Raw genomic sequence first — 21,871 nt, forward strand, 5'->3', positions numbered from 1 at the left:
CACCCGGTAAGACGAGGCAAGATCGGGAAACGTAGCCGCCCCGATGTCGCGCTGACCAGGGAAGATCCCGTAAGACCAGGCAACATCGGGGCGGATACGTGAAGTGGGCTTTCCTCTTACAAAGCAGGGGTCGACAGTTCGAGTCTGTCTGTGCCCACCCTGATTGACCTGCATGTTTACCTAGTTCGGGCATCCATCTCGCCAGATGGATGCCCGTTTTGGCTTTGTGGGCTATGCCGCTGCGAATGTGGTCATGAGGATCAGGGTTGCGCTGCTGCGGTGTGCGCGGCGTAGTGATGGGGGGATGCGTACTCGGGTCGTGGTGGCTGTTGGTCGGGCTCGGGCCGGCCAGGGGTGGTGGGGGGGCTTCGAGGGCGGTCCAGATGGTTTTGCCGGTTCGGTGTGTGCGGATGCCCCAGCGGGTGGTGATTGTGTCGAGGATGTGTAGGCCGAGGCCGCCCTCGTGTTGGGGCCCGTGTCGCGGCGGATCGGGGGCGGGGGTTGGTGTCGGTGACCGATAGGCGCACTCCGTGCATCGTGCGGCGTATGGCCAGGCCGATGGGGCCGTCGGTGTGCAAACGCGCGTTGGTCAGTAGCTCCGATACGACCAGGACGGCCGTTGCGATGTGGTCCTCGTCCCAGCCCCAGCCGGCGAGCGCCGCCCGCACCTCGTCCCGGGCGCCCGCCCGGCCGCGCCGGTCTGCCGTGGTACCCGCCACCGGAAGAGGGAACGGCGAAGTCGAGTCATGACCTGATCTTCCTCCGGGGCAAGGGGCAAGGGGCAAGGGGCATCGGCTGACGGCGGACGGCACTTCGGCTCGGCGCCGGCGCGACGACCGCTCGTATGGGCCGAGCCCGCACGCCTGCCCCCCGATCGGCGACTCAAGCCTCGGCCGGCCGCGAGGATCGGCGCGAGTTCGGCCCGGCGGATCGGGGGCAGGGATAGGTGGCTCCCCAAGGCGTGGACGACCTCGCCCGCCACCGGAACCTGCACCACCGGTCGACGACGAGGGACGAACCGCGACCGCCCCCGTGCGGGCCACGTCCGCCGCCTCGGGGATGGGCGTACGGGCTCCCGCCGTCCTGGTGGGTGACTTCACGGGGGCAGACGAGACGAGGCACATGTCCGAACGAACAGCCGTACCCCAAGCCCGGCCGACGAACGGGTCGTCGGCGGTGGAGGCGGACCGGATCGCGGCGGTGCGTCGCTACGACACCCTCGACACTTTGCCCGACGGCGCCTACGACCGGGTGGCGGCCCTCGCGGCACGGTTGTTCGACGTCCCCGTCGCGACCGTGACGATAGTCGACACCGATCGCATCCGATTCAAGGCCGTACACGGCCTGCCCGGCGTCACCGAGATCGGCCGTGACCCGGGCCTGTGCGACTCGGCGGTGCTGAGCGACGAGACCCTGATCATCCCGGACACGCTGGTCGATCCCGTTGCGTGCTCGAACCCGATGGTGGCCGGACCCATGGGGGTGCGGTTCTACGCCGGTGCGCCGATCGTTACCGCCGACGGCCACCGGCTCGGCACCGTCAACATCCTCGACACCCGCCCGCGCCGAGTCGAGGCCGCGGACGCGGCCACCCTCGCGGACCTGGCCGCGATAGTGCGCGACCAACTGGAGTTGCGGCTGTCCGCGCTGAACGCCGTCCGGGCCGAGCAGGAACGGAACCGGATCGAGCAGGACCGGCGCCGCGCGGAGGAGCAGGCGCGGCGCCGCGCGGAGCGGGACCGGGCCGCCATCGCCGCGTTCGCCTCCACGCTGCAACGGACCCTGATACCGCCGCTGTTGCCGGCCGTACCCGGCCTGGAACTGGCCTGCCACTACCAGACGGCCTCGCCGCAGGAGGTGGGCGGCGACTTCTACGACGTCTTCCCGCTCGGCGCCCGGCGGTGGGCGTTCTTCCTCGGCGACGTGTGCGGCAAGGGCGCCGAGGCCGCCACGGTCACCTCGTTGACCCGCTACACCCTGCGCGCCGCCGCCCTGATCGACGCCGACCCCACCGCCGCGCTCAGCGCGCTCAACACCGCCCTGCTGCTCGACGCCTCGGTGGGCACCCGATTCTGCACCGCGATCTTCGGCATGCTCGACCCGCACACCGACGGCGGATTCACCGTCACATTGGCCACCGGCGGCCATCCCCCCGCCTACCACCTCAGCCCCGACCCGGACGCGGGCGTGCGGGTGGAGACCGTACGGGCCGAGGGCGGCATGCTCGTCGGCGCCTTCGCCGACGCCACGTTCGCCTCCCGCACCCTGCATCTGGCCCACGGCCAGGGCCTGCTCCTGTACACCGACGGACTCACCGAGGCCCGTACCGCCGAAGGCGCCAGACTCGACCAGGAGGGCCTGACCGCCTTCCTGGCCCTGCGTCCCGGCCCCCTCACCGCCGGGTCCCTCGTCGATGACACCGTCGCCCTCCTGGGCACGCTGCCCGACTCCGACCGCGACGACGTCGCCCTGCTCGCCCTGTCCGTCCCGGCGCGCGACACCGCGACGGCCCCGGGCATCACCGCGACGGCCCACAGCACGACCCCCACCGCCGCCACCCTCATCGGGCCGCAGCGCCGACACCGATGAACCGCCGGGATGGTGCCGGTCACCTCTTTGTTTCCCGAGTCGTCACAGGTGTAGGTGGGCGTGGTCAGGGGGCGTGGGAGGTGGTTGTGCTTGGACGTGTACGAGGCCGTGGCGACTCGGCGTGCGGTGCGCGGTTTCACCGGTGACGCGGTTCCGCGGGAGGTGCTGGAACGAGTGCTGTCGGCCGCGTCCCGGGCGCCTTCCGGGGCCAATCTTCAGCCCTGGAACACCTACGTGCTCGCCGGTTCCGCATTGGATCGGCTCAAGAAGCGCACCGCCGAGCGGGTGGCCGCGGGCGATCCCGGAGACGCGCGGGAGTACGAGATGTACCCGCCCGAACTGGGCGCGCCCTACCGCGAGCGGCGGTCCGCGGCTGCCGAGCAGCGCTATGGCGCGCTCGGCATTTCGCGTCGGGACACGCGGGCGCGCGCACAGGCCGTGACCGCGAACTGGGACTGCTTCGGGGCACCCGCCGCGCTCTTGTGCTTCATCGACCGCGAGATGGGATCCGCCCAGTGGGCCGATCTCGGCATGTATCTCCAGACGGTCATGCTGCTGCTGCGCGCGGAGGGCCTGCACAGTTGCCCGCAGATGGCATGGTCGGTGTATCGGGCGACCGTCGCGGAGGTCGTGTCACCCCCGGAGGGGCTGATTCTGTACTGCGGCATGTCGATCGGCTTCGAGGACCCGACCACGCGTCCCTTCCGCACGGACCGGGCCCCGATCACCGAGACGACGACCTTCATGACGGACTGATCCCCTTTATCGCGGTGGTCAGGGATTCGATGTGGGTTGTGCCGCTGTCGGTGAGGACCTCGGTGAGGGTCTGGGCCGGGCGGATCGGGGCGAAGGTGGTTTCGCCGGTCGAGGTGGTGCGGTAGCCGTGGATGGCCGGGCGGGGGAGCGAGTTGTAGGAGAAGTGGGTGGACAGGGAGTAGGCGCCCGTGTCGTGGAGGGCGAGGATGTCGCCCGGTTCGAGTACGGGCAGGTCGCGAGCGATCGCCGAGAGGTCGCCGGCGAAGCACAGCGGGCCCGCGATGTCGTGGGGTTCGGTCGGGCCGGACTTCGGCCGGCCCTTCGCGTCGAACGCGTCGATGCGGATCGGCCACGCCTGGGGCATCGACATGGCGCGGGTGAGGATCTGGCCGCCCGCGTGGGTGACGGCGATGCGTCGGCCGCCGGTGGTCTTGGTGTATTCGACGATCGACGCGACGGTGCCGTTCTTGGCGAAGATCGAGCGGCCGAACTCGGTGATCAGGTCATAGCGGCCGTCGAACAGGGTCGGTACGGCCCGGCGCAACTCGGCGACGTAGTCGGCGAAGGTCGGCGTGTCGGTGTCGTCGGCGAAGTTCACCGGCAGGCCGCCGCCGATGTCCAGGCCGGTGACCCGGCGCTGCCCGACCTCGGCGTTCACCCGCTCGGCCAGCGCGTGGGCCGCCGCCACGCCCTCGGCCATCAGCGGCAACGGGCAGCCCAGCGAGCCGACATGGGTATGGATCCGGGTCAGCCACGGGTGGCGGACGAACGCCTGGACGACCGCCTCGGTCGCGCCCTCGTCGCGCAGCGCCACGCCGAACTTCGACGTCGCCGTGGCCGTACTCGTGGAGTCCACCGAACCGCGGCCCACCTGAGGATTGACCCGGATCCCGAGCGGCGCCGGCGCGGGCCCACCGGCGAGCAGGGCGTCGACGCGGGCCAGTTCCTGGAGGTTGTCCACGTTGAGCGCGACGCCGTGGGCGAGGGCGAACTCCAGCTCCGCGACGGTCTTGATCGGGCTGTCGTACACGATGCGCTCGGGCGGGAAGCCGGCCGCCAGCGCCAGCCGCAGCTCGCCGGGTGAGGCGACCTCGCAGTCCATCCCCGCGTCCGCCATCAGCCGCATCACCGGCGCGAGGGCGCACGCCTTGGCCGCGAAGGCGTGCCGGACCGGGGCCGGGGCGAAGGCCGCGTGCAACTCGGCGACCGTGCCGAGCAGCCCGTCCACGTCCAGCAGCCCGACCAGCGGTTCGGCCGCGCCCAGCAGCCCTTGCCGCACGGCCGCCGCCACCGCCGCGTCCCGAGCCGTGCGCCGCCGCCGAGCCGCATCGGAAGTCGTCTCCACCGGATCTCCTCGTCGCTGGTCGCTCGTCACTCGCCGCGCGCCCACGCCCACCTCGCGGGCACCTCCGTCGCGCGGGAGGGCATTGCCGGCGCCGCCCTGCCGGACGCCCGCAAGCCCAGCATCCCCACCCCGGTCGCGCCGAACATCGTCGAGTGCGACGAACCGTCGGCTCGACGTTGTGGCGGGCGACGACCGCGCCTTGCGTCTTCGCCGCGGTCGTTTCGGCGGCGCGGCTCCGCCGGTGGTCCGGACCGGCCCGCCCCGCGCGACGAACCCGAGCCGGACCGATCCGGTGCGCTGTTCGCGTCATCATTCGGTTGCGTCGTGTGGTTGCCCGGCGTGATCCTCGTTACTACCGTGTTTGTTGAGTCTTCAAGGGATTAGACGTCACGCCGCGATTCTCGGCCGCGGCCGGACCGTTCAGCGCCGCCCTGCCCCGTCGGCCCCCGACCACGCCCGCCCGGTCGGCACCCGCGCCCGCGCAGCCCCTGTACCCCGCCGCGCCCGCACGCCCCCGTGCACTTCCCGCGACACCGTCCCCATCCGTCTCCGTCCGTCCCCATCCGTCCCCACCGGTCTCCGGGCCCGTCCTCGCCCGGAGCGCAAGGAGAGTTCGATGACCTCCGTATCGAGCACGCCCACCGTCTCCGCCACGCAACCCGACCTCCTCGACTACCTGGTGATCGGCGCCGGCCCCGCCGGGCTCCAGATCGCGCAGTTACTCCAGGCCGCCGGGCACGGCTACCGGGTCCTGGAGAGTGGCCGCACCCCGGGCACTTTCTTCCGGACCTTCCCGCGGCACCGCAAACTGATCTCCATCAACAAGGTGTACAATGGCACCGACGATCCCGAGCTGAACATGCGGATGGACTGGAACTCGCTCCTGTCCCCTGATCCCGAGCTGTTGTTCACCCGGTACAGCAAGCGCTACTTCCCGCACGCCGACGACCTCGTGCGCTATCTGGCCGACTTCGCCGCCGCATTCGACCTGGACATCGTCTACGACACCCGGGTCGGGCGGATCGGGCGCCGTGCCGACGGCGGATTCACCGTGACCGACCAGCGGGGGACGCGACACCACGCCCGGCGGCTGATCGTGGCCACCGGACTGACCCGGCCCAACACCCCCGATATCCCGGGCATCGAGACCGCCGACGACTACTCGACGGTGTCCGTGAACCCGGAGGACTTCGTCGATCAGCGGGTCCTGATTCTCGGCAAGGGCAACTCCGCGCTGGAGACTGCGGACAACCTCCTGGAGACCGCGGCGGTGATCCACGTGGCCGGGCCGCACTCCATTCGGCTCGCCTGGAACACCCACTTCGTCGGACACCTGCGCGCGATCAACGCCAACTTCCTCGACACCTACCAACTCAAGCTGCGCAACGCGGTGTTGGACGGCCGCGTGTTGTCCGTGGACAAGGGCGGCGACGCGGGGCGCTACCGGGTGCGGTTCGCGTTCTCGCGCGCCGACGAGGTGGTCAAGGAACTCCACTACGACCGGGTCCTGGTCTGTACGGGCTTCCGCTTCGACGCCTCGATCTTCGCTCCGGACTGCCGCCCCGAACTCGCCATCGACGACCGGTTCGCCGCGCTGTCCCCGGCCTACGAGTCGGTGAACGTGCCCGGACTGTACTTCGCCGGCACCCTGATGCAGCAGCGCGACTTCAAGAAGTCCACCGGAGGCTTCATCCACGGCTTCCGCTACGCCGTCCGCGCGCTGAGCCACATCCTCGACGAGCGATACCACCAACGACCCTGGCCGCAGCGCACGTTGGCGGCCACGCCCGTCGCGCTCGCGGATGCCGTGATGGCCCGGGTCAATCGCAGCTCGGCGCTGTGGCAGCAGTTCGGCGTGATCGGGGACCTGATCGTGGTCGACCACGACGGAAACGCGCACTACCGCGAGGAGGTGCCGGTCGACTACGCGCACGAGAGCCGATCGCCCGACGGCGGCGACTACTTCACCATCACCCTCGAGTACGGGCCCGACCACGACAAGGTCGACCCGTTCGACATCACCGTGCGCCGCACCGCGCAGAACTCGGTGGACGGTTCCATCGACGCCGCCTATCTGCACCCGGTGATCCGGCACTTCCGGGACGGTGAGTTGTCGGCCACGCACAACATGACGGAGAACCTGGAGAACGAGTGGGACCACCCGCAGGTCCACCACGCCCCACTCGTGGCCTTCCTCGCCCGCGAACTGGACCGGCGGCCGAGCCCGGCCGGGCGGTGAGCGAGGTGCGGTTCACCGTGTACGACTTCGAGGAGGCCGCGCGCGCCCGACTGGATCCCGTATACGCCGACTTCATCGCAGGTGGAGCGCGCGACGAGATCACCGTACGGGCCAACGAGGCGGCGTTCGCCCGGCTGCGACTGCTGCCCCGGGTGTTGCGCGGCAGCGCCGAACGTGACCTGGACGTAGGCCTGTTCGGCGGTCACGCACGTCTGCCGATCCTGCTCTCGCCGACGGCCTTCCACAAGCTGGTCGATCCGGAGGGAGAGGCGGCCACCGCCCGGGCCGCGGCCGCCGCCGGGGCGATCATGATCGTCTCCATGGCGTCCACGGTGGCGGTGGGCGAGGTCGCCGACGCGGCCCGCGCCGCCGCCGAGCCCGGCCAGGCGCCGCCGCTGTGGTTCCAGCTCTACCTCCAACCCGACCCGGGGATCACCGAGGCGCTGGTGCGCCGGGCCGAGGAGGCCGGCTGTACCGCCCTCGTGGTCACCGTGGACTCCCCGGTGCTCGGCGCGGGCGAGCGCAACCGGCGCAACGCGTTCCACGACCTGCCGCCGGGGATGCGCTGCGAGAACCTGGTGGATCTGCGGGACGGCGAGCGCGGGCACGTACGGCAGATCGCGATGTCCCCGGACCTCTCCTGGGAACACGTGGATCGATTGAGGCGGTTCACCGATCTGCCGGTCCTGCTCAAGGGTGTGCTGCATCCCGAGGACGCCCGGCTCGCGGTTCGCCACGGTGTCGACGGACTGCTGCTGTCCAACCACGGTGGTCGCCAACTCGACACCGTGCCACCGACGTTGGAGCTGCTGCCCGAGCTGGTCGCCGCGGTGGCGGGGCGCATCCCGATCGTGCTGGACGGCGGGATCCGCAGGGGCACCGACGTGGTCAAGGCGCTGGCGCTCGGCGCGGTCGCCGTGGGCATCGGCCGACCGGTGATGTGGGCGCTGGCCGAGGGCGGCGAGAAGGGCGTACGACGGCTGCTGCACCTGCTGCGGGACGAACTCGACGACGCGCTGGCCCTGTGCGGCGCCTCCGGACTCGCCGATCTGACGCCCGACCTGGTCCGGGTGCCGGGGTGGGGATCCGCGCCCGGTCCCACCGTGACGCCGGGGGCGGACACCCGATTCGGCGGGGTGGTCGCATGAGCGCCGTCGGCTGGTCGATCGTCGGCGCGGTCGTGCTCCCGATGGTGGTGCTGCCCTACTGGCTGCCGGGGATCGTGGTCGCGCTGCGCGTTCGCATCTTCGCCCGGGCAGGCGGTGCGGACGGTGTGCGCGCGCCCGGACCCGAGGTGCCCGCCGAGGAGTTCAAGCGGGTGTACGGGCACCCGGCGGCGGACGGCCGCAGTCGCGGCGCCGCCCTGTCCGACCTGTTCTGGTACTGGCTGGCCCCGGGTCCGGAGGTGCACCAGGAACACCTGGAGCCCGGGCCCCGCTACGACGACGTGGCCAGGACCACCCGACGGATCCTGGCGGGCATCTCCCGGGAGCAGTGGACCGAACTGGTCGGCCGCTGCACGCGCAATGTCCTCGATGAGCTGACCGGCGGCGAACCGGCGCCCGGTGAACCGCGCGAACACCCGTACGCAGCAGGGACCTTGCGCGTGCGTCTGCGTGACCTGATGATGCCCGTCTGGGCCGAGGTCTACTACGAGGTGGTCTTCCGCGAGCCCTGCCCGCGCCACGTCCGAAACCTGATCACCGATCATGCGAACGACGTGGTCGACTCGATCAAGTGCCTGGGCCTTCGGCACATGGACCGGCGGGCCCGGCTCACCGACCACCTGCGGGCCCGGCTCGCCGACGACCCGCCGCCCGGGCCGCTGCCGGAGTCGCTGGACCGGCGGGAGCAGGCGTACTACCTCCAGGGCACGTTCTTCAACACCGCCGTGGTGCAGATGTCGGAGGCGTCGGCCCACCTGCTGCTGGCCCTGGCCACACACCGCGACGTGCAGGCCCGCCTCCAGGCGCCCGGCTCGGATCCGGATCAGCTGGATCGGATCATCGACGAAACGCTGCTGCACTTCCCGCTCTTCGGCGTGGCGCACCGGATTACCTCGGGAGAGATTCCCCGGGAGGGACGCGAGCCCATCCCGGCCGGCTCGGTACTGCTGTTCAACTACCCCGAGTATCAGGGTTCCCAGGGCCTTGCCTTCGACCCCGATCGGTGGTTGCGCCCGGACACCCGGCCCGCCGAATACATCCCGTTCGGCGTCACCGCCAATCGCCCGTGCCCGGCCCGCGGCTTCGCCCTGCTCACGCTGCGGGTCGCGGCCGAGGAGACGTTGCGCCGCTTTCGGCTCGACTCCTCGGCGCAGCACACCCGTTCCCTGCCCAACCGAGGACCCTGCCTGCTCATCCCGCGCACCGATCCGGTCGCCGCGACCCCGCGCCGGCCCCGGGTCCGGCTCGCGGTGATGCGCCTCACGGACCGATGGGCCGCCGTCCCACGCAGCCTCACCCAGCTCGTGCTCGGCGCCTACATGGTTCATGACGCCCGCCGACGGGGGTTGTGCCGCGCCTACTTCGGTGCCGCGTCCGCCGGTCCCGCCTCCGCCGGTCCCGCGCCCTCCGTTCCCGCCGGCCGATGAGAGGGGCGAGGCGATGACTCCGTCGGAACTCGCGCCCGTGTTCTTCCTGGCCGTCGTGGTGATCCTGCTGACGTGTCGGCTGGTCGTCCTCGTGGTGGGCCGCTTCGGACAGCCGCCCGTGGTCGGCGAGATGATCGCCGGAGTGCTGCTCGGCCCCTCCCTGTTCGGGCTGGTCGCCCCCGGCACCTCCGCCGAGGTGTTCCCGCCGGAGCTGAAACCGGTGTTGTACGTGGCCGGCCAAATCGGCCTGGTGGCCCTGATGTTCGCCGCCGGTTACGAATTCCGGGCGCACGCCGGGCGCGGACTGGCCGGCACCGCGGTGGCGGTCTCCGCCGCCGGGGTGGTGATCCCGCTGATCCTGGGCATGGGGCTGACCCTGGCGGCGTACGGGCACGTGGGCATCTTCGTCGACGGGGTGTCGGTCTGGGTCACGGCGGCTTTCGTCGGTGTCGCCCTGGCGATCACCGCGTTTCCGATGCTGGCCCGGATCATCACCGAACGCGGCCTGTCCGGGACCCGGTTCGGCTCCCTCGCGCTTGCCTCCGGCGCCACCGACGACGCCCTCGCCTGGATCATGCTGGCGGGGGTGCTGGGCGGGGCGTCCGGCGAGGTGCGACCGGTCGTCAAGACGATCGGCGGCTCCCTGCTGTTCGTCGTGGTGCTGCTCCTGCTGGGGCGCCTGCTGCTCCGGTGGATCGTGGAGCGTCCGGGTCTCGGCGACGACACCCGACTCCTGCTCGTCGTCGTGGTGTTGTTCTGCGCCGCGTGGTTCACCGACAAGATCGACCTCTACGCGGTGTTCGGCGCGTTCTGTGTCGGGATGGCCATGCCGCGCGGAGAGAACTCGGAGCGGCTGGTGCGGTCCACCCAGTCCGTGACCCAGGTGGTGTTCGTGCCGATGTTCTTCACCTACTCCGGACTGAACACCCGATTCGACGTGTTCGCCGACCCGTCGGTGATGGTGTTCGGGGCGACGGCGGTGATCGTCGCGGTGGCCGGCAAGTTCGGTGGCTGCTGGGCCGCCGCACGGCTGCGCGGGGAGCCCCGGCCGGTGGCCGTGCGGGTCGGCGTACTGATGAACGCCCGGGGGCTGATGCAGCTGATCGCGCTCAACATCGGGCTTGCGGCGGGCATCGTGGGCGACGAATTGTTCGCGGCGCTGGTCCTGGTCGCCCTGATCACCACGATCATGACGGTTCCGCTGTTGAGCCTGTTCGATCGGCGCGAGGCGGGCGCGCGGGCGCACGCGGGGGCGAGTCGGGAGGAGGAGGCGGTGGCGTCGGGTTGAGCGGCCGGTGTGCGCGGCTCGGGTGAAGGGCAACGCCGCGCGATGGTAGGGGGTTCGAGGCGGGGGCGCGGCCCGGCGGGGGTGCCGGGCCGTGCCCTGTACGGGTGGTGTCTGTGTCGTTGTGTGGGGACGGCCTCGCCGGGGCGGAGGGCGGGGACCCTTGTGGTGCGTGTGCGCGGTGTGCGTGAGTGGTGATTGCAGGGCTCAGCGTTTTGCGATGCTTCGGGTGCCGGATCCGGCGTCGGTACGGCGGCCGAGGAGATGTGCGACGGCCGCGCCCAGGCCGGCGAGGCCGCCGGTGGCTTTGGGTCTGCGGGCGAATCCGGTGAGGCGGCTCTTCCGGTCGAGCGGGGCCGGGGGTTCGGCTCGTTTGCTCTGGTTGACGCGCGTAACCCCCCGGTCGGGCTTGCCGGTCGGCTCGGTGCCTGGGGGACCGGGTGCTGCGGCGGGGGGCGCCGGGGAGCGGGCCGAGGTGTCGAGTGTGGGTGTCGGTGTGCCGAGGGTCTCCGTGCTGCCCAGGACGGTGCTTTCCCGGATCGCGGTCAACCGCGCCGCGCGTTCGGCCAACGCCCGTGCGTGTAGTTCGAGCAGGAGTCCCCGCGGAAGCTCGAACAGGCGCTCGTAGGCGAGCAGGAGCGGTTCGCCGGGCATGCGTCGGGCCTTCTCGAAGTCGGCGAACGCACTGTGCGAGCTGTATCCGAGAGATCGGGCGAGGGCTCGGAGGGAGAGTCCGCGCTCCAGGCGCAGGCGGTACAGGGTCAATCCCAACTCCCGGTGGCACGAGCCGATCGGCCGGGGCGCCGGGAGTTCGGCGCCCGTCGGCTCCTCGGGTCGCGGCGCGGCCGTCATCTCGCGGTTCCTTCGCAACGGGGTAAGTGCGACATCTGGTGGTTCCTCCTTGGGGTGAAGGTGGTGCCTCCGGTGCGCTTGACGCCCTGTCCTGTCCCGTCGAGCCGTGGTGGTGGTCGAACGGGGCCGGCGGAGATCGAAGGGGGTGGATCTCCGTACACGACGTGCCGAACCTCGACGTGGGAAAACGTGGTGCTCGGGAAGGGGTTCGGGTCGCCACTGAGCATAGCCGGCACCGATCGCAGGCATTTCGGCTCGCACATAACGGCGAATCCGGCCGCGATGGCTGATTGTTGCCGGTGCCCGACGGGCCGGATGGCCGATGCGGGCGCGTATCGGGGCTGTACTCGATCTGTACCCAATATGTTCGCGGACGCGAAAATCGCGGCCGGAGAGGCCGCATGACGGTCCGTCGGGTGCGCCGAGGAGGCGGAGGCGGGTGCCGTCGCGCCCCCTCGGCGACGGGTCGGTCAGGCCGTGATCGGCTCGGGTGCAGGGGAGGTGGGGGCGGCGTGCAGCCGGTCGGCGATGGCGCGGGCGTGGCGGATCGTGTCGGCTCGGGCGTCGACGAGGCACTGGTGGGCGAGCGGACGCAGGTCCGCGAGGGCGGGATTGACGTCGGCGGCGGTGAGTTCGGCCGTCGCGGCGGCCACGTCCAGGCCCCAGACGTCGCCGAGGATGCGGTGCAGGTACGGCGTGGCGTGGTCCCAGCCGGCGCGGGGGGTGCCGGGAGCGTAGCCGCCACCCCGGGCCTGGACGAGCAGGGCCGGGCGGCCGGGCACGATCGGGCGGCTGACGTCGGCGGCGCGGTGGTCGGTGATGATCAGGTCGATCCAGGTCTTGACCTGCTGGGGGACGCCGAAGTTGTACATCGGCACGGCGAGGAGGAAGGCGTCGGCGGACAGGAACTCGTCGGCCAGTTCCGTGCCGAGCGCGGTCGCCGCGCGTTGTTCCCGGGTACGGGCGTGCTCCGGCGTCGTCCGGCTCGCCTCGGCGATCGGCCAGACCGGGGGCAGGGGATGACGACCCAGGTCGCGCCGGACGAACTCGGCGTCCGGGAACGCGCGGGCCCACTCGGCCTCGGCGAGGTCGGCGAGGGATCGGCTGATCGAGCCTTCGACGCGGATGGCGGCGTCGAGACGGAAGAACTTCACGGGGGGCTCCTGGGGCGTCGGGGTGGGGCGTCGGGCCGGTGTCGGGGCGTGCGGGAGCGCGCCGGGGCGGCCCGGCGTAGGGGGGCGGGATCTCGGGTTTTCGGGCTCGGGCCATGCCTGCCGCGCGCGGCACGGGTGCCGCGAGAGGCCGATGGGTCGGCGGTAAAGTCGGCTGTCGTCTCCTCCATCGATCGGCATCGTGCTCGGTAGCGGCTCTTCTCCCCTCTGACTGATGCCTGATCGGAAAGGTGACCATGAACGGAACCGAGGCCCTGGCCGAGCGCTTCGAGGCACATCGTGAGCACCTGCGCACGGTCGCCTATCGCATGCTCGGCTCGCTGGACGACGCCGACGACGCCGTGCAGGCGGCCTGGTTGCGGGTCGACCGGGCGGGGATCGACGGCGTCGAGAACCTGGGCGGGTGGTTGACCACGGTCACCGCGCGGGTGTGTCTCGACATGTTGCGGATCCGTCGGACCCGAGGCGAGGAACCGCTGACGGCGGCGCCGGAGGCGGTCCTGGAGCGGCCGGGCGGGCCCGAACCCGAACACGAGGCAGTGCTGGCCGAGTCCGTGGGCCTGGCCATGCTGGTCGTACTCGGCCGGCTGACCCCCGCCGAGCGGGTTGCCTTCGTCCTGCACGACATGTTCGCCGTGCCGTTCGCCGAGATCGCGCCGGTGGTGGGACGTACGCCGGTGGCGAGCAAGAAGCTGGCCAGCCGGGCGCGCGAGCGGGTACGGGGGCGGGCCGCGCTCGACGAGGTCGACCTGGCCCGCCACTACACCGTGGTGGACGCGTTCCTGGCCGCCTCGCGCGGCGGCGATCTGGACACACTGGTCGAGCTGCTCGCGCCGGACGTGGTGCGCCGCGTCGACCGCTTCGCGGTGCCGACCGGGGTGGCCGGCGAGGTTCGGGGTGCGCGGGAGGTGGCCGAGGAGACCCGGATGTTCGCCCACCGGGCCCGGCTGGGCGCGGTCGCCCTCGTCGACGGGCGGCCCGGCATCGTGATCGCGCCGGGTGGGCGACTGTTCGCGGTACTGCGGCTGAGCTTCGCGGATGGGCGGATCACCGACATCGAGGTGATCGCGGAGCCGGCGCGGTTGGCCGGGGTGTCGCTGGGCGCGGGGCGGCCGGGCGACTGAGCCGACCGCCCGGGTCCGGTGTCAGCGGGTGCGGGGCGGGGCGATGGCGCGGTGGGCGGTCAGGGCGGCGGCGGGGACGGCCACCGTCGCGGATGCCGCCGCCGTCAGGGCGATCGCGGTCCACGGCATCGCGATCGGGCCCACGCCGACCAGCAGTGCGAGCGCCGTCCACAGGGGTAGCAGGGTCAGGGCGGTGGTCGCCAGGCCCAGGAGGACGCCCAGTGCCACGGTCAGCCCCGCCTCGGTGGCCGCCGTGCGTCGCACCTGGGCGGGCGTCGCGCCGGCCGACCGCAAGGCCCGCCAGGCGGGGGCCTGGTCGGCGGCCGACATCGCCGCCGTGTTCGCGATGGCCGCGCACCCGTAGAGCACGGCGATACCCAGCACGAACACCACGGCGAGCCGTTTGCGGTCCTCGCCCGGCCCGCCGACCTGCGCCGCGGCCCACTCGCGGCCGGTGCGCACCCGCGCGTCGTGCCGGGCCGCCGCGGCGCGGACCGCCCGTTCGGCCCCCTCCCGGTCGGTCCCCGGGCGCACCCGAACGAACGTGTCCGGCCGCGCTTCCGCCGGCGCGTACGACCGGCTCAGCAGCACCGGCGCGCCGCTCGCTCCCGGGGCGACCGTGGCGACGATCCGCAACAGGCGTTCGCTTCCGTCGGCCGAGCGCACCGGAATCCGCGCCCCGACGGCGTGCTGCTCCCAGTCGTCCGGGACGACGACCCCGTCCTCGTCCAGATCGGCGATCGCACCGGACGCGACCCGCAGGCGCAGCGCGTCGCCCAGGGTCCGCGGGTCGACCGCGTACGCCTCCACGGCGATCCACTTCGACGCGGCGGGGGTCATCTTCACCGTCATCGGCACCGGCGTGGTGGCGGCCACCCCGGGTATCGCGCGCAGCTCGTCGGCCGGCACACGGGCGTCGACGACGAAGTCCGCGGCGATTCGAGCCCGGTTCTCCCGGACCTTCGCCGCCTGCACGGTATCCGCCCCCGCCATCAGCGTGGCCGCGAGCGCGACCGTCATCAGCACCGGCGCGACCGTGGCGGCCGTACGCCTCGGTGCCGCCGCCGCGCCCGCGCGGGCGAGTTCGAAGACGAGCGGGGCACGGCGCGCGGTCATCCGCCGCAGGGCGTGCAGCAGCCCCCGAATCGCCGGCGGTGCCAAAAGCGCGACTCCGGGGATCATCAGCATCGGGGCGACCGAGCGGTGCTTGCGGTGGATCGCCTCCTCCGGCATGAGCAGCGCGGTCGTCAGCAGGTAGCCGAACACCGAGACCAGCAGGATCGCGCCGACGATCAGCCGCCCTCGCGCCGCCTCGGGCTCGTCGAGTTCCGCCTGCCGCAGTGCCTCGACGGGACGTACGCGCGCCGCCTGCCGGGCCGCGGCGACCGCGCCGCACAGGGCCACGGCCACGCCGGTGGCGAAGGCGGCGTACAGGGGCCACATCGCCCGGCTCGCCGGCAGCCCGGCGGGCGCCAGGTCGTGCCGCCCGAGCCAGGCCAGGAGCTCGGGCGCCGCCCAGCGCCCCAGCAGGCACCCGAGAACGCCCGCGGGCACGGACAACAGCGCCGCTTCGCGCAGCACCATCCGCCGCACCCGGCGCGGGGTCGCGCCCACGGTGCGCAACAGCGCGAACTCGCGCCGACGCCGGGCGACCGAGAACGCGAACGTCGAGGTCACCACGAACACGGTGGCGAACGTCGCGGTGCCGACCGCGGTACCGGCCAGAGCGTTCGTGGTGACCAGGGCGTCGTGGTCGTCGCCCGTGCCGTGGGCCGTGGCCGACGACGCGAGCACGAGCAGCATCGCGGTGACACCGGCGACGCCGAGCGCGAGTGTCACGAAGCTTCCGGCGAGATCGGCGAGCCTGCCGCGGACGGCGGAGAGTACGGCGGGGCGCCTGTGGGCGCGGGCAAGGATCGAAGGCACCCCACAAGTCAATCCACGTCGACCCCCGGTGCCCATGGTGCCGACGCCCGGCGGCTCCTGGGGACAACCCCCGGCCGGCTCCCGGGACGATGCCCCGCTCCGCCGGGTGCGGCCGTCGTCAGGTGCGCGGCGATCCGGGCCTCCAGGACCGCCGAGCCGGGGTCAGTCGTTCGGGGGAGCTTCGGTCGCCGGGTGGGTGGGGCGGGGATACGGTGTTGCGTGGGTCACATGTGGTTGCGGTCGAGGGTAATCCGGGTTGTGAGCTGACTCGGTGTCAGGAGCCTTGGCAGATAAGGAGTTTGGGATCTGACGCTCCGTCAACTTATAACTGACGATACGTCAGTTCCCTTTGTTTCAGCGGTAGTTGATTGCGTCAGGAGTCGTGGCTCCGGGTCGAACGGGGTTAGTGTCGGTCGGGTTGCCACGCTCGAGAAGCGACCCGGTCGGCCAGGGGCCGGGCCCGCGACACCTCCCCGGGAGCCGATCGCAGGCCTTGACGGGGACCAGGGATGAGGACCTCATGGCCATAGCGCTACCGCTGCGCGCCACCGACGATCCGTTCGGTACCGCGCCCACGTCGACCCCCGCCGTCTACTCCGGACGGCCCGCGTCGACCCCCCGCACGCTCGTGGACATCCTGGACGCCACCGTCCGTGCCCACCCCAACGAACCCGCCCTCGACGACGGCCGCCGTACGCTCACGTATCGTGCCCTGGCCGCCGAGGTGGAGGGCCTGCGCCGACGGCTCGCCGAGGCCGGGATCGGGGTCGGCGACCGGGTCGGCGTCCGGGTGCCCTCCGGCAGCAACGACCTGTACGTCTGCATCCTCGCCGTGCTCGCCGCCGGCGCCGCCTACGTCCCGGTCGACGCCGAGGACCCCGACGAGCGCGCCGACCTGGTGTTCGGCGAGGCCGGCGTGGCCGCCGTACTGGGCGCCGAACGCGACCTCCGCGTCACTCACGTGGGTGACCCGCGCGACGTGAGTGACCCGCGCCCGCCCGCCCGCCCCACCCCCGCCGACGACGCCTGGATCATCTTCACCTCCGGCTCCACCGGCAAGCCCAAGGGCGTCGCGGTCACCCACCGCAACGCCGCCGCCTTCGTCGACGCCGAGGCCGGCCTCTTCCTCCGGGACGAGCCGATCGGCCCCGGCGACCGGGTCATGGCGGGCCTGTCGGTCGCCTTCGACGCCTCCTGCGAGGAGATGTGGCTGGCCTGGCGCTACGGCGCCTGCCTGGTCACCGTGCCCCGCTCGCGCGTGCGCTCCGGCGCGGATCTCGGACCCTGGCTGGCCGAGCAGGAGATCACCGTGGTCTCCACCGTGCCCACCCTCGCCGCGCTGTGGCCGACCGAGGCGCTGCTCGATGTACGCCTGCTGATCTTCGGCGGCGAGGCCTGCCCGCCGGAGCTGGTCGAGCGGGTGGTCGCCGAGGGCCGCGAGGTGTGGAACACGTACGGCCCGACCGAGGCCACCGTGGTCGCCTGCGGCGCGCCGCTCACCGGCGAGGGCCCGGTCCGCATCGGTCTGCCGCTCGACGGCTGGGAGCTGGCCGTGGTCGACGCCGAGGGCCGCCCCGTCGCGATGGGCGAGACCGGCGAGCTGGTGATCGGCGGCGTCGGCCTGGCCCGCTACCTCGACCCGGCCAAGGACGCGGAGAAGTACGCCCCGCTGGAATCGATGGGCTGGGCGCGCGCCTACCGCAGCGGCGACGTGGTCCGCGCCGACGCCGAGGGCTTGGTCTTCGTCGGCCGCGGCGACGAGCAGATCAAGCTCGGCGGCCGACGCATCGAACTGGGCGAGATCGACGCCGCCCTTCAGGCGTTGCCCGGCGTGGTCGGCGCCGCCGCGGCCGTTCGCACCGTCAAGGGCGGCAACCAGCTCTTGGTCGGCTACCTGGTCACCGGCGACGGCTGGGACCGCGAGGACGCGGTGGCCCGGCTGCGCGCCGAACTGCCCGCCGCCCTTGTACCCCGCCTCGCCCCGGTCGCCGACCTGCCCACCCGCACCTCCGGCAAGGTGGACCGCGACGCGCTGCCCTGGCCGCTCGCCGACACCGAGGACAGCGGCCCCGCCGAACAGCTGTACGGCACCGAAGCCTGGCTCGCCGAGCAGTGGACCGACGTGCTCGGCATCGCCCCCGACACCGCGCAGGACGACTTCTTCGCGATCGGCGGGAACAGCCTGGCCGCCGCCCGGCTCACCACGCTGCTGCGCGAGCGATATCCGGCGGCCGCCGTCGCGGACATCTACCAGCAGCCCACGCTGCGCAAACTCGCCCGCCGGCTGGAGCGCTCCGCCCAGGACGCGGGCGCGAGCCGCAAGGTGGCGCCCACGCCGACCCGGGCCCGGGTGGCCCAGCTGCTCCTGCTCGTCCCGCTGTACACGCTGATCGGCCTGCGCTGGACGGTCGGGCTGCTCGCGCTCGGCAACGTCGCCGCCTGGTTCGGCCACTACCCGTGGGCGCCCACCGCGTCCTGGTGGTGGGTCGCGGCCGGCTGGGCCGTGCTGTTCAGCCCGCCCGGCCGGGTGGCCATCTCCGCAGGCGGCGCCCGACTGCTGCTGCGCGGGCTGCGCCCGGGAACGTATCCACGCGGCGGCGGGGTGCACCTGCGCCTGTGGGCGGCCGAACAACTGGCCGACGCGAGCGGGGCGACCTCGCTGTCCGGGGCCTGGCTGCTGCGCTACGCCCGCGCGCTCGGCGCCAAGGTCGGCCGCGACGTCGACCTGCACACGCTGCCGCCGGTCACCGGCCTGCTCAAGCTCGGCCGGGGCTGCGCGGTGGAGGCCGAAGTGGACCTGTCCGGCCACTGGCTGGACGGCGACCGCCTGGAGATCGGCGCGATCAAGGTCGGCGCCGGCGCGATCGTGGGCACCCGCAGCACGCTCTTCCCGGGCGCGCGGATCGGCCGCTCGGCAGAGGTCGCGGCGGGCTCCGCGGTCACCGGCAACGTGCCGCCGAGCCGGCGCTGGGGCGGGGTGCCGGCGATACGGCTGGGCAAGGTGGACCGGGGCCGGTTCGGCGACCGGCCGCCGCGTCGGGCCTCCTGGTCGGTGCTGTACGGGGTGGCCGGGCTGCTGCCGACGCTGCTCCCGGTCCTGGCCGCGCTGCCCGCGCTGGCCGTGCTCGGCGCGTTCGTGCACCCCGGCGACGGGCTCGGCACGGCGCTCGGCGGCGCGCTGCTCGCACTGGTTCCGGCGGTCGCCGCGTTCGCCGCGGTGTACGCGCTGTCGATCGTGCTCCTGGTGCGGCTGCTCAGCGTGGGCCTGCGTCCCGGCTACCACCCGCTGCACGGCCGGATCGGCTGGCAGGCGTGGACCGTCACCCAGTTGATGGACCTGGCCCGGGAGAAGTTGTTCCCGATCTACGCGAGCCTGTTCACGCCGGTGTGGTTGCGGGCGCTGGGGATGAAGGTGGGCAAGGGCGTCGAGGCGTCCACCGTGCTGGCGCTGCCGAGCCTGACCACCGTCGGCGACGGGGCGTTCCTGGCCGACGACACGCTCATCGCCTCCTACGAACTCGGCGGCGGGTGGATCCGGATCGGCGCGGCGACGATCGGCGAGCGCGCCTTCCTGGGTAACTCCGGGATGACCGCCCCCGGCCGCTCGGTGCCCGCGCGCGGCCTGGTCGGCGTGTTGTCGGCGACGCCGAAGAAGACCAAGAAGGGCGGCTCGTACCTGGGCATGCCGCCGATGCGCCTGCCGCGCTCGGCCGACGTCGCCGACCAGGGCCTGACCTACGACCCGCCGGCCCGGCTGCGTTGGGCGCGCGGCCTGGTCGAGCTGTGCCGGGCGATCCCGGTGTTGTGCTCGGCGGCGCTGGCGCTGCTCAGCCTCGCCGCGCTGGCCTGGCTGGGCACGTACTCGCTCGTCCTGGCCGCGCTGCTCTCCGGCCTGGTCCTGCTCGCCTGCGGGGTGGCGGCGTGTGTGGTGTCGATCGCGGCCAAGTGGCTCCTGGTCGGGCGTTTCCGCCCGGTCGAGCACCCGCTGTGGAGCGGCTTCGTGTGGCGCAACGAGCTGGCCGACACCTTCGTCGAGGTGCTGGCCGTGCCGTGGCTGGTCGGCCGGGTCTCCGGGACGTCCGTGCTCAACCTGTGGCTGCGCGGCCTGGGTGCGCACATCGGGCGCGGCGTGTGGTGCGAGAGCTACTGGCTGCCCGAGGCCGACCTGGTCACCCTGGAGGACGCGGTGAGCGTGGGACGCGGCTGCGTACTCCAGACGCATCTCTTCCACGACCGGATCATGCGCATGGATACTGTGATCCTTCGCGAGGGCGCCACGCTCGGCCCGCGCGGGATCGTACTGCCCGGCAGCACGATCGGGGCACGCAGCACGCTGGGCCCCGCCTCGCTGGTGATGCGGGGCGAGACCGTTCCGGAGGACACCGGCTGGCTGGGCAACCCGATCGAGGCCTGGCGACGGTAATGCGTTTCGAGACGGCGTCGCAGGGCGCGGCTCGTCCCGCGACGGTGGGCGCGACGGGGACGGAGCACGAATCGGTGAGCGACCAGGGGCCGCGCACGGGTGCCGGCGAGGCGTACTTCGCCACACACGGCGACCCGCGCTATCGCGTCCACCGCTACGAGTTGACCCTGGACTACCGCCCGGGTCCCAACCGCCTGGCCGGCAGCGCCCGGATCGGCGCGGTGGCCGGGGATCGTCCGCTCGGCGACATCGTGCTCGACCTGGCCGAGTTCCGCATCGGTCGGGTGCTCGTGGACGGCCACCAGGCGCGCTACACGCACCGCGCGGGCAAGCTGCGGGTGCGGCCGGGTACGGCGATCCGGGCCCGGGCGGCGTTCACCGTCGAGGTGCACTATGTCGGCAATCCCAAGCCGGTACGCAGCCCGTGGGGCGGGGTCGGCTGGGAGGAGTTGACCGACGGCTCGCTCGTGGCCGGTCAGCCGATCGGCGCGCCGTCCTGGTACCCGTGCAACGACCGGGTCGACGACAAGGCGGCCTACCAGATCTCGGTCACCGCGCCGTCGATGTACGCCGTGGTGGTCGGCGGCCGGTTGCTCACCCGCAGCAGCCGGGGCGGCAACTCCACCTGGGTCTACGAGCAGCCCGCGCCCACCGCGAGCTACCTGGTCACCGTCTCGATCGGGCGCTACGAGACCGTTCCGCTGCCGGGGACGGGCGTACCGCAGGTCGCGCACGTGCCGGCGCGGCTGGTGTCCCGGTTCCGGTCGGACTTCGGCCGGCAGCCGCAGATGATGACGCTGTTCGAGGAGCTGTTCGGGCCGTACCCGTTCGGCGAGTACACCGTGGTGGTCACCGACGACGACCTGGACATCCCGATAGAGGCGCAGGGGATGGCCACCTTCGGGGCCAATCATGTGGACGGGGCGCGCGGGGCCGAACGGCTGGTCGCGCACGAGTTGGCGCACCAGTGGTTCGGCAACAGCGTCGGTCTGGCCGACTGGCGGCACATTTGGCTGAACGAGGGCTTCGCGCGCTACGCGGAGTGGTTGTGGTCCGAGCGCTCGGGCGGACGCAGCGCCGCCGTGCAGGCCGCGATCGAGCACACCGACCTGAGCGGGCGACCGCAGGACCTGCTGCTCGGGTCGCCGCGCCCGAAGCTGATCTTCGACGACCGCATCTACGGGCGGGGTGCGCTGACCGTGCACGCGGTGCGGTGTGCGCTGGGCGATGTGGCGTTCTTCGCGATGTTGCGGGACTGGGCCACGACACACCGGCACGGGCTGGTGACCACCGACGACTTCACCGCGCACGCGGCGCGGTACGCCTCCCGGCCGCTGGACGCGTTGTTCGAGGCGTGGTTGGACCGCGAGGCGCTGCCGCCGTTGCCGGTGGGGCAGGCCGGTTCCGCGCCGCCTGTCGCGCCGGCCGCGCCCGCCGCGCCGCCGCAGCGGCGGGGGCGGTTGGGGTGGCCCTGGACGTCGGGGCAGGGCGGATCCTCCGGCTGAACCGGAGGGCGGCGATGTGGGGGCGGGGCGATCCGGCATACGGTGCGGGGAGGCCGGCGTCG

At 72.6% G+C, this 21,871-nt stretch carries 13 protein-coding genes; 9 read left to right on the plus strand and 4 right to left on the minus strand.

Annotation, left to right across the window (positions count from 1 at the left end):
- The first annotated feature begins 1,122 nt into the window (after positions 1-1,122).
- Both ACFXKZ_RS02815 and ACFXKZ_RS02820 read left to right on the plus strand, forming a co-directional pair.
- Positions 1,123-2,589 carry a PP2C family protein-serine/threonine phosphatase gene (locus ACFXKZ_RS02815; RefSeq protein ID WP_379995660.1) on the plus strand — a complete coding sequence of 489 codons (1,467 nt, stop codon included), beginning with the start codon at positions 1,123-1,125 and terminating at the stop codon, positions 2,587-2,589.
- 90 nt (positions 2,590-2,679) lie between these two features.
- Positions 2,680-3,345: a nitroreductase family protein gene (locus ACFXKZ_RS02820; RefSeq protein ID WP_379995662.1), complete on the plus strand. Its 666-nt coding sequence runs from the start codon at positions 2,680-2,682 to the stop codon at positions 3,343-3,345.
- Here ACFXKZ_RS02820 and ACFXKZ_RS02825 read toward each other — a convergent pair.
- The gene (locus ACFXKZ_RS02825; protein WP_379995664.1) at positions 3,332-4,690 is read right to left on the minus strand and encodes a diaminopimelate decarboxylase; all 1,359 of its coding nucleotides are present in this window, start codon (positions 4,688-4,690) and stop codon (positions 3,332-3,334) included. The genes ACFXKZ_RS02820 and ACFXKZ_RS02825 overlap by 14 nt on opposite strands.
- Positions 4,691-5,306: 616 nt before the next feature.
- Here ACFXKZ_RS02825 and ACFXKZ_RS02830 point away from each other — a divergent pair.
- Genes ACFXKZ_RS02830 through ACFXKZ_RS02845 form a run of 4 tightly spaced genes read left to right on the plus strand, consistent with a single transcriptional unit; the run spans position 5,307 to position 10,810 of the window.
- Positions 5,307-6,929, plus strand: coding sequence for an NAD(P)-binding domain-containing protein (locus ACFXKZ_RS02830; protein ID WP_379995666.1), 1,623 nt, complete (start codon positions 5,307-5,309; stop codon positions 6,927-6,929).
- Positions 6,930-6,934: 5 nt separating this feature from the next.
- A complete protein-coding gene (locus ACFXKZ_RS02835; protein WP_379995668.1) occupies positions 6,935-8,077 on the plus strand; it encodes an alpha-hydroxy acid oxidase in 1,143 nt (380 codons plus the stop codon).
- Entirely contained in the window at positions 8,074-9,522 is a 1,449-nt protein-coding gene (locus ACFXKZ_RS02840; protein ID WP_379995670.1) for a cytochrome P450, read from the plus strand. The genes ACFXKZ_RS02835 and ACFXKZ_RS02840 overlap by 4 nt, the downstream gene beginning before the upstream one ends.
- A 13-nt stretch (positions 9,523-9,535) precedes the next feature.
- Entirely contained in the window at positions 9,536-10,810 is a 1,275-nt protein-coding gene (locus ACFXKZ_RS02845) for a cation:proton antiporter (protein ID WP_379995673.1), read from the plus strand.
- A 204-nt stretch (positions 10,811-11,014) separates the two neighbouring features.
- Here ACFXKZ_RS02845 and ACFXKZ_RS02850 read toward each other — a convergent pair whose 3' ends face one another.
- Together ACFXKZ_RS02850 and ACFXKZ_RS02855 are read right to left on the minus strand one after the other, a co-directional pair.
- Positions 11,015-11,659 (minus strand): helix-turn-helix domain-containing protein, encoded by a 645-nt coding sequence (locus tag ACFXKZ_RS02850; RefSeq protein ID WP_379995675.1) that lies wholly within the window; start codon positions 11,657-11,659, stop codon positions 11,015-11,017.
- Between the two features lie 470 nt (positions 11,660-12,129).
- Complete coding sequence (locus tag ACFXKZ_RS02855) at positions 12,130-12,813, minus strand: FMN-dependent NADH-azoreductase (RefSeq protein ID WP_379995677.1); 684 nt, start codon at positions 12,811-12,813, stop codon at positions 12,130-12,132.
- 254 nt (positions 12,814-13,067) lie between these two features.
- Between ACFXKZ_RS02855 and ACFXKZ_RS02860 the strand changes: the two genes are divergently transcribed.
- Positions 13,068-13,955: a sigma-70 family RNA polymerase sigma factor gene (locus ACFXKZ_RS02860; protein ID WP_379995679.1), complete on the plus strand. Its 888-nt coding sequence runs from the start codon at positions 13,068-13,070 to the stop codon at positions 13,953-13,955.
- Positions 13,956-13,976: 21 nt separating this feature from the next.
- On the opposite strand, the gene ACFXKZ_RS02865 is transcribed toward ACFXKZ_RS02860, so the two are convergent.
- The gene (locus ACFXKZ_RS02865; protein WP_379995681.1) at positions 13,977-15,794 is read right to left on the minus strand and encodes an FtsX-like permease family protein; all 1,818 of its coding nucleotides are present in this window, start codon (positions 15,792-15,794) and stop codon (positions 13,977-13,979) included.
- 607 nt (positions 15,795-16,401) lie between these two features.
- Between ACFXKZ_RS02865 and ACFXKZ_RS02870 the strand changes: the two genes are divergently transcribed.
- The gene (locus ACFXKZ_RS02870; RefSeq protein WP_379995683.1) at positions 16,402-20,304 is read left to right on the plus strand and encodes a Pls/PosA family non-ribosomal peptide synthetase; all 3,903 of its coding nucleotides are present in this window, start codon (positions 16,402-16,404) and stop codon (positions 20,302-20,304) included.
- On the plus strand, positions 20,304-21,809 hold the full coding sequence (locus tag ACFXKZ_RS02875; RefSeq protein ID WP_379995685.1) for a M1 family metallopeptidase: 1,506 nt from the start codon (positions 20,304-20,306) through the stop codon (positions 21,807-21,809). Before ACFXKZ_RS02870 ends, ACFXKZ_RS02875 begins: the two co-directional genes overlap by 1 nt.
- Positions 21,810-21,871: the final 62 nt, after the last annotated feature.

It is taken from the genome of Embleya sp. NPDC059237, from assembly GCF_042754105.1.
In the GTDB taxonomy this organism is placed as follows: Bacteria; Actinomycetota; Actinomycetes; order Streptomycetales; family Streptomycetaceae; genus Embleya.

Bases quoted from the DNA above. Each gene is read 5' to 3' on its own strand.
- ACFXKZ_RS02860 (WP_379995679.1), top strand. From the start codon at position 13,068: ATGAACGGAACCGAGGCCCTGGCCGAGCGCTTCGAGGCACATCGTGAG.
- ACFXKZ_RS02830 (WP_379995666.1), top strand. From the start codon at position 5,307: ATGACCTCCGTATCGAGCACGCCCACCGTCTCCGCCACGCAACCCGAC.
- ACFXKZ_RS02840 (WP_379995670.1), top strand. From the start codon at position 8,074: ATGAGCGCCGTCGGCTGGTCGATCGTCGGCGCGGTCGTGCTCCCGATG.
- ACFXKZ_RS02870 (WP_379995683.1), top strand. From the start codon at position 16,402: ATGGCCATAGCGCTACCGCTGCGCGCCACCGACGATCCGTTCGGTACC.
- ACFXKZ_RS02845 (WP_379995673.1), top strand. From the start codon at position 9,536: ATGACTCCGTCGGAACTCGCGCCCGTGTTCTTCCTGGCCGTCGTGGTG.
- ACFXKZ_RS02875 (WP_379995685.1), top strand. From the start codon at position 20,304: ATGCGTTTCGAGACGGCGTCGCAGGGCGCGGCTCGTCCCGCGACGGTG.
- ACFXKZ_RS02850 (WP_379995675.1), bottom strand. From the start codon at position 11,659: ATGACGGCCGCGCCGCGACCCGAGGAGCCGACGGGCGCCGAACTCCCG.
- ACFXKZ_RS02815 (WP_379995660.1), top strand. From the start codon at position 1,123: ATGTCCGAACGAACAGCCGTACCCCAAGCCCGGCCGACGAACGGGTCG.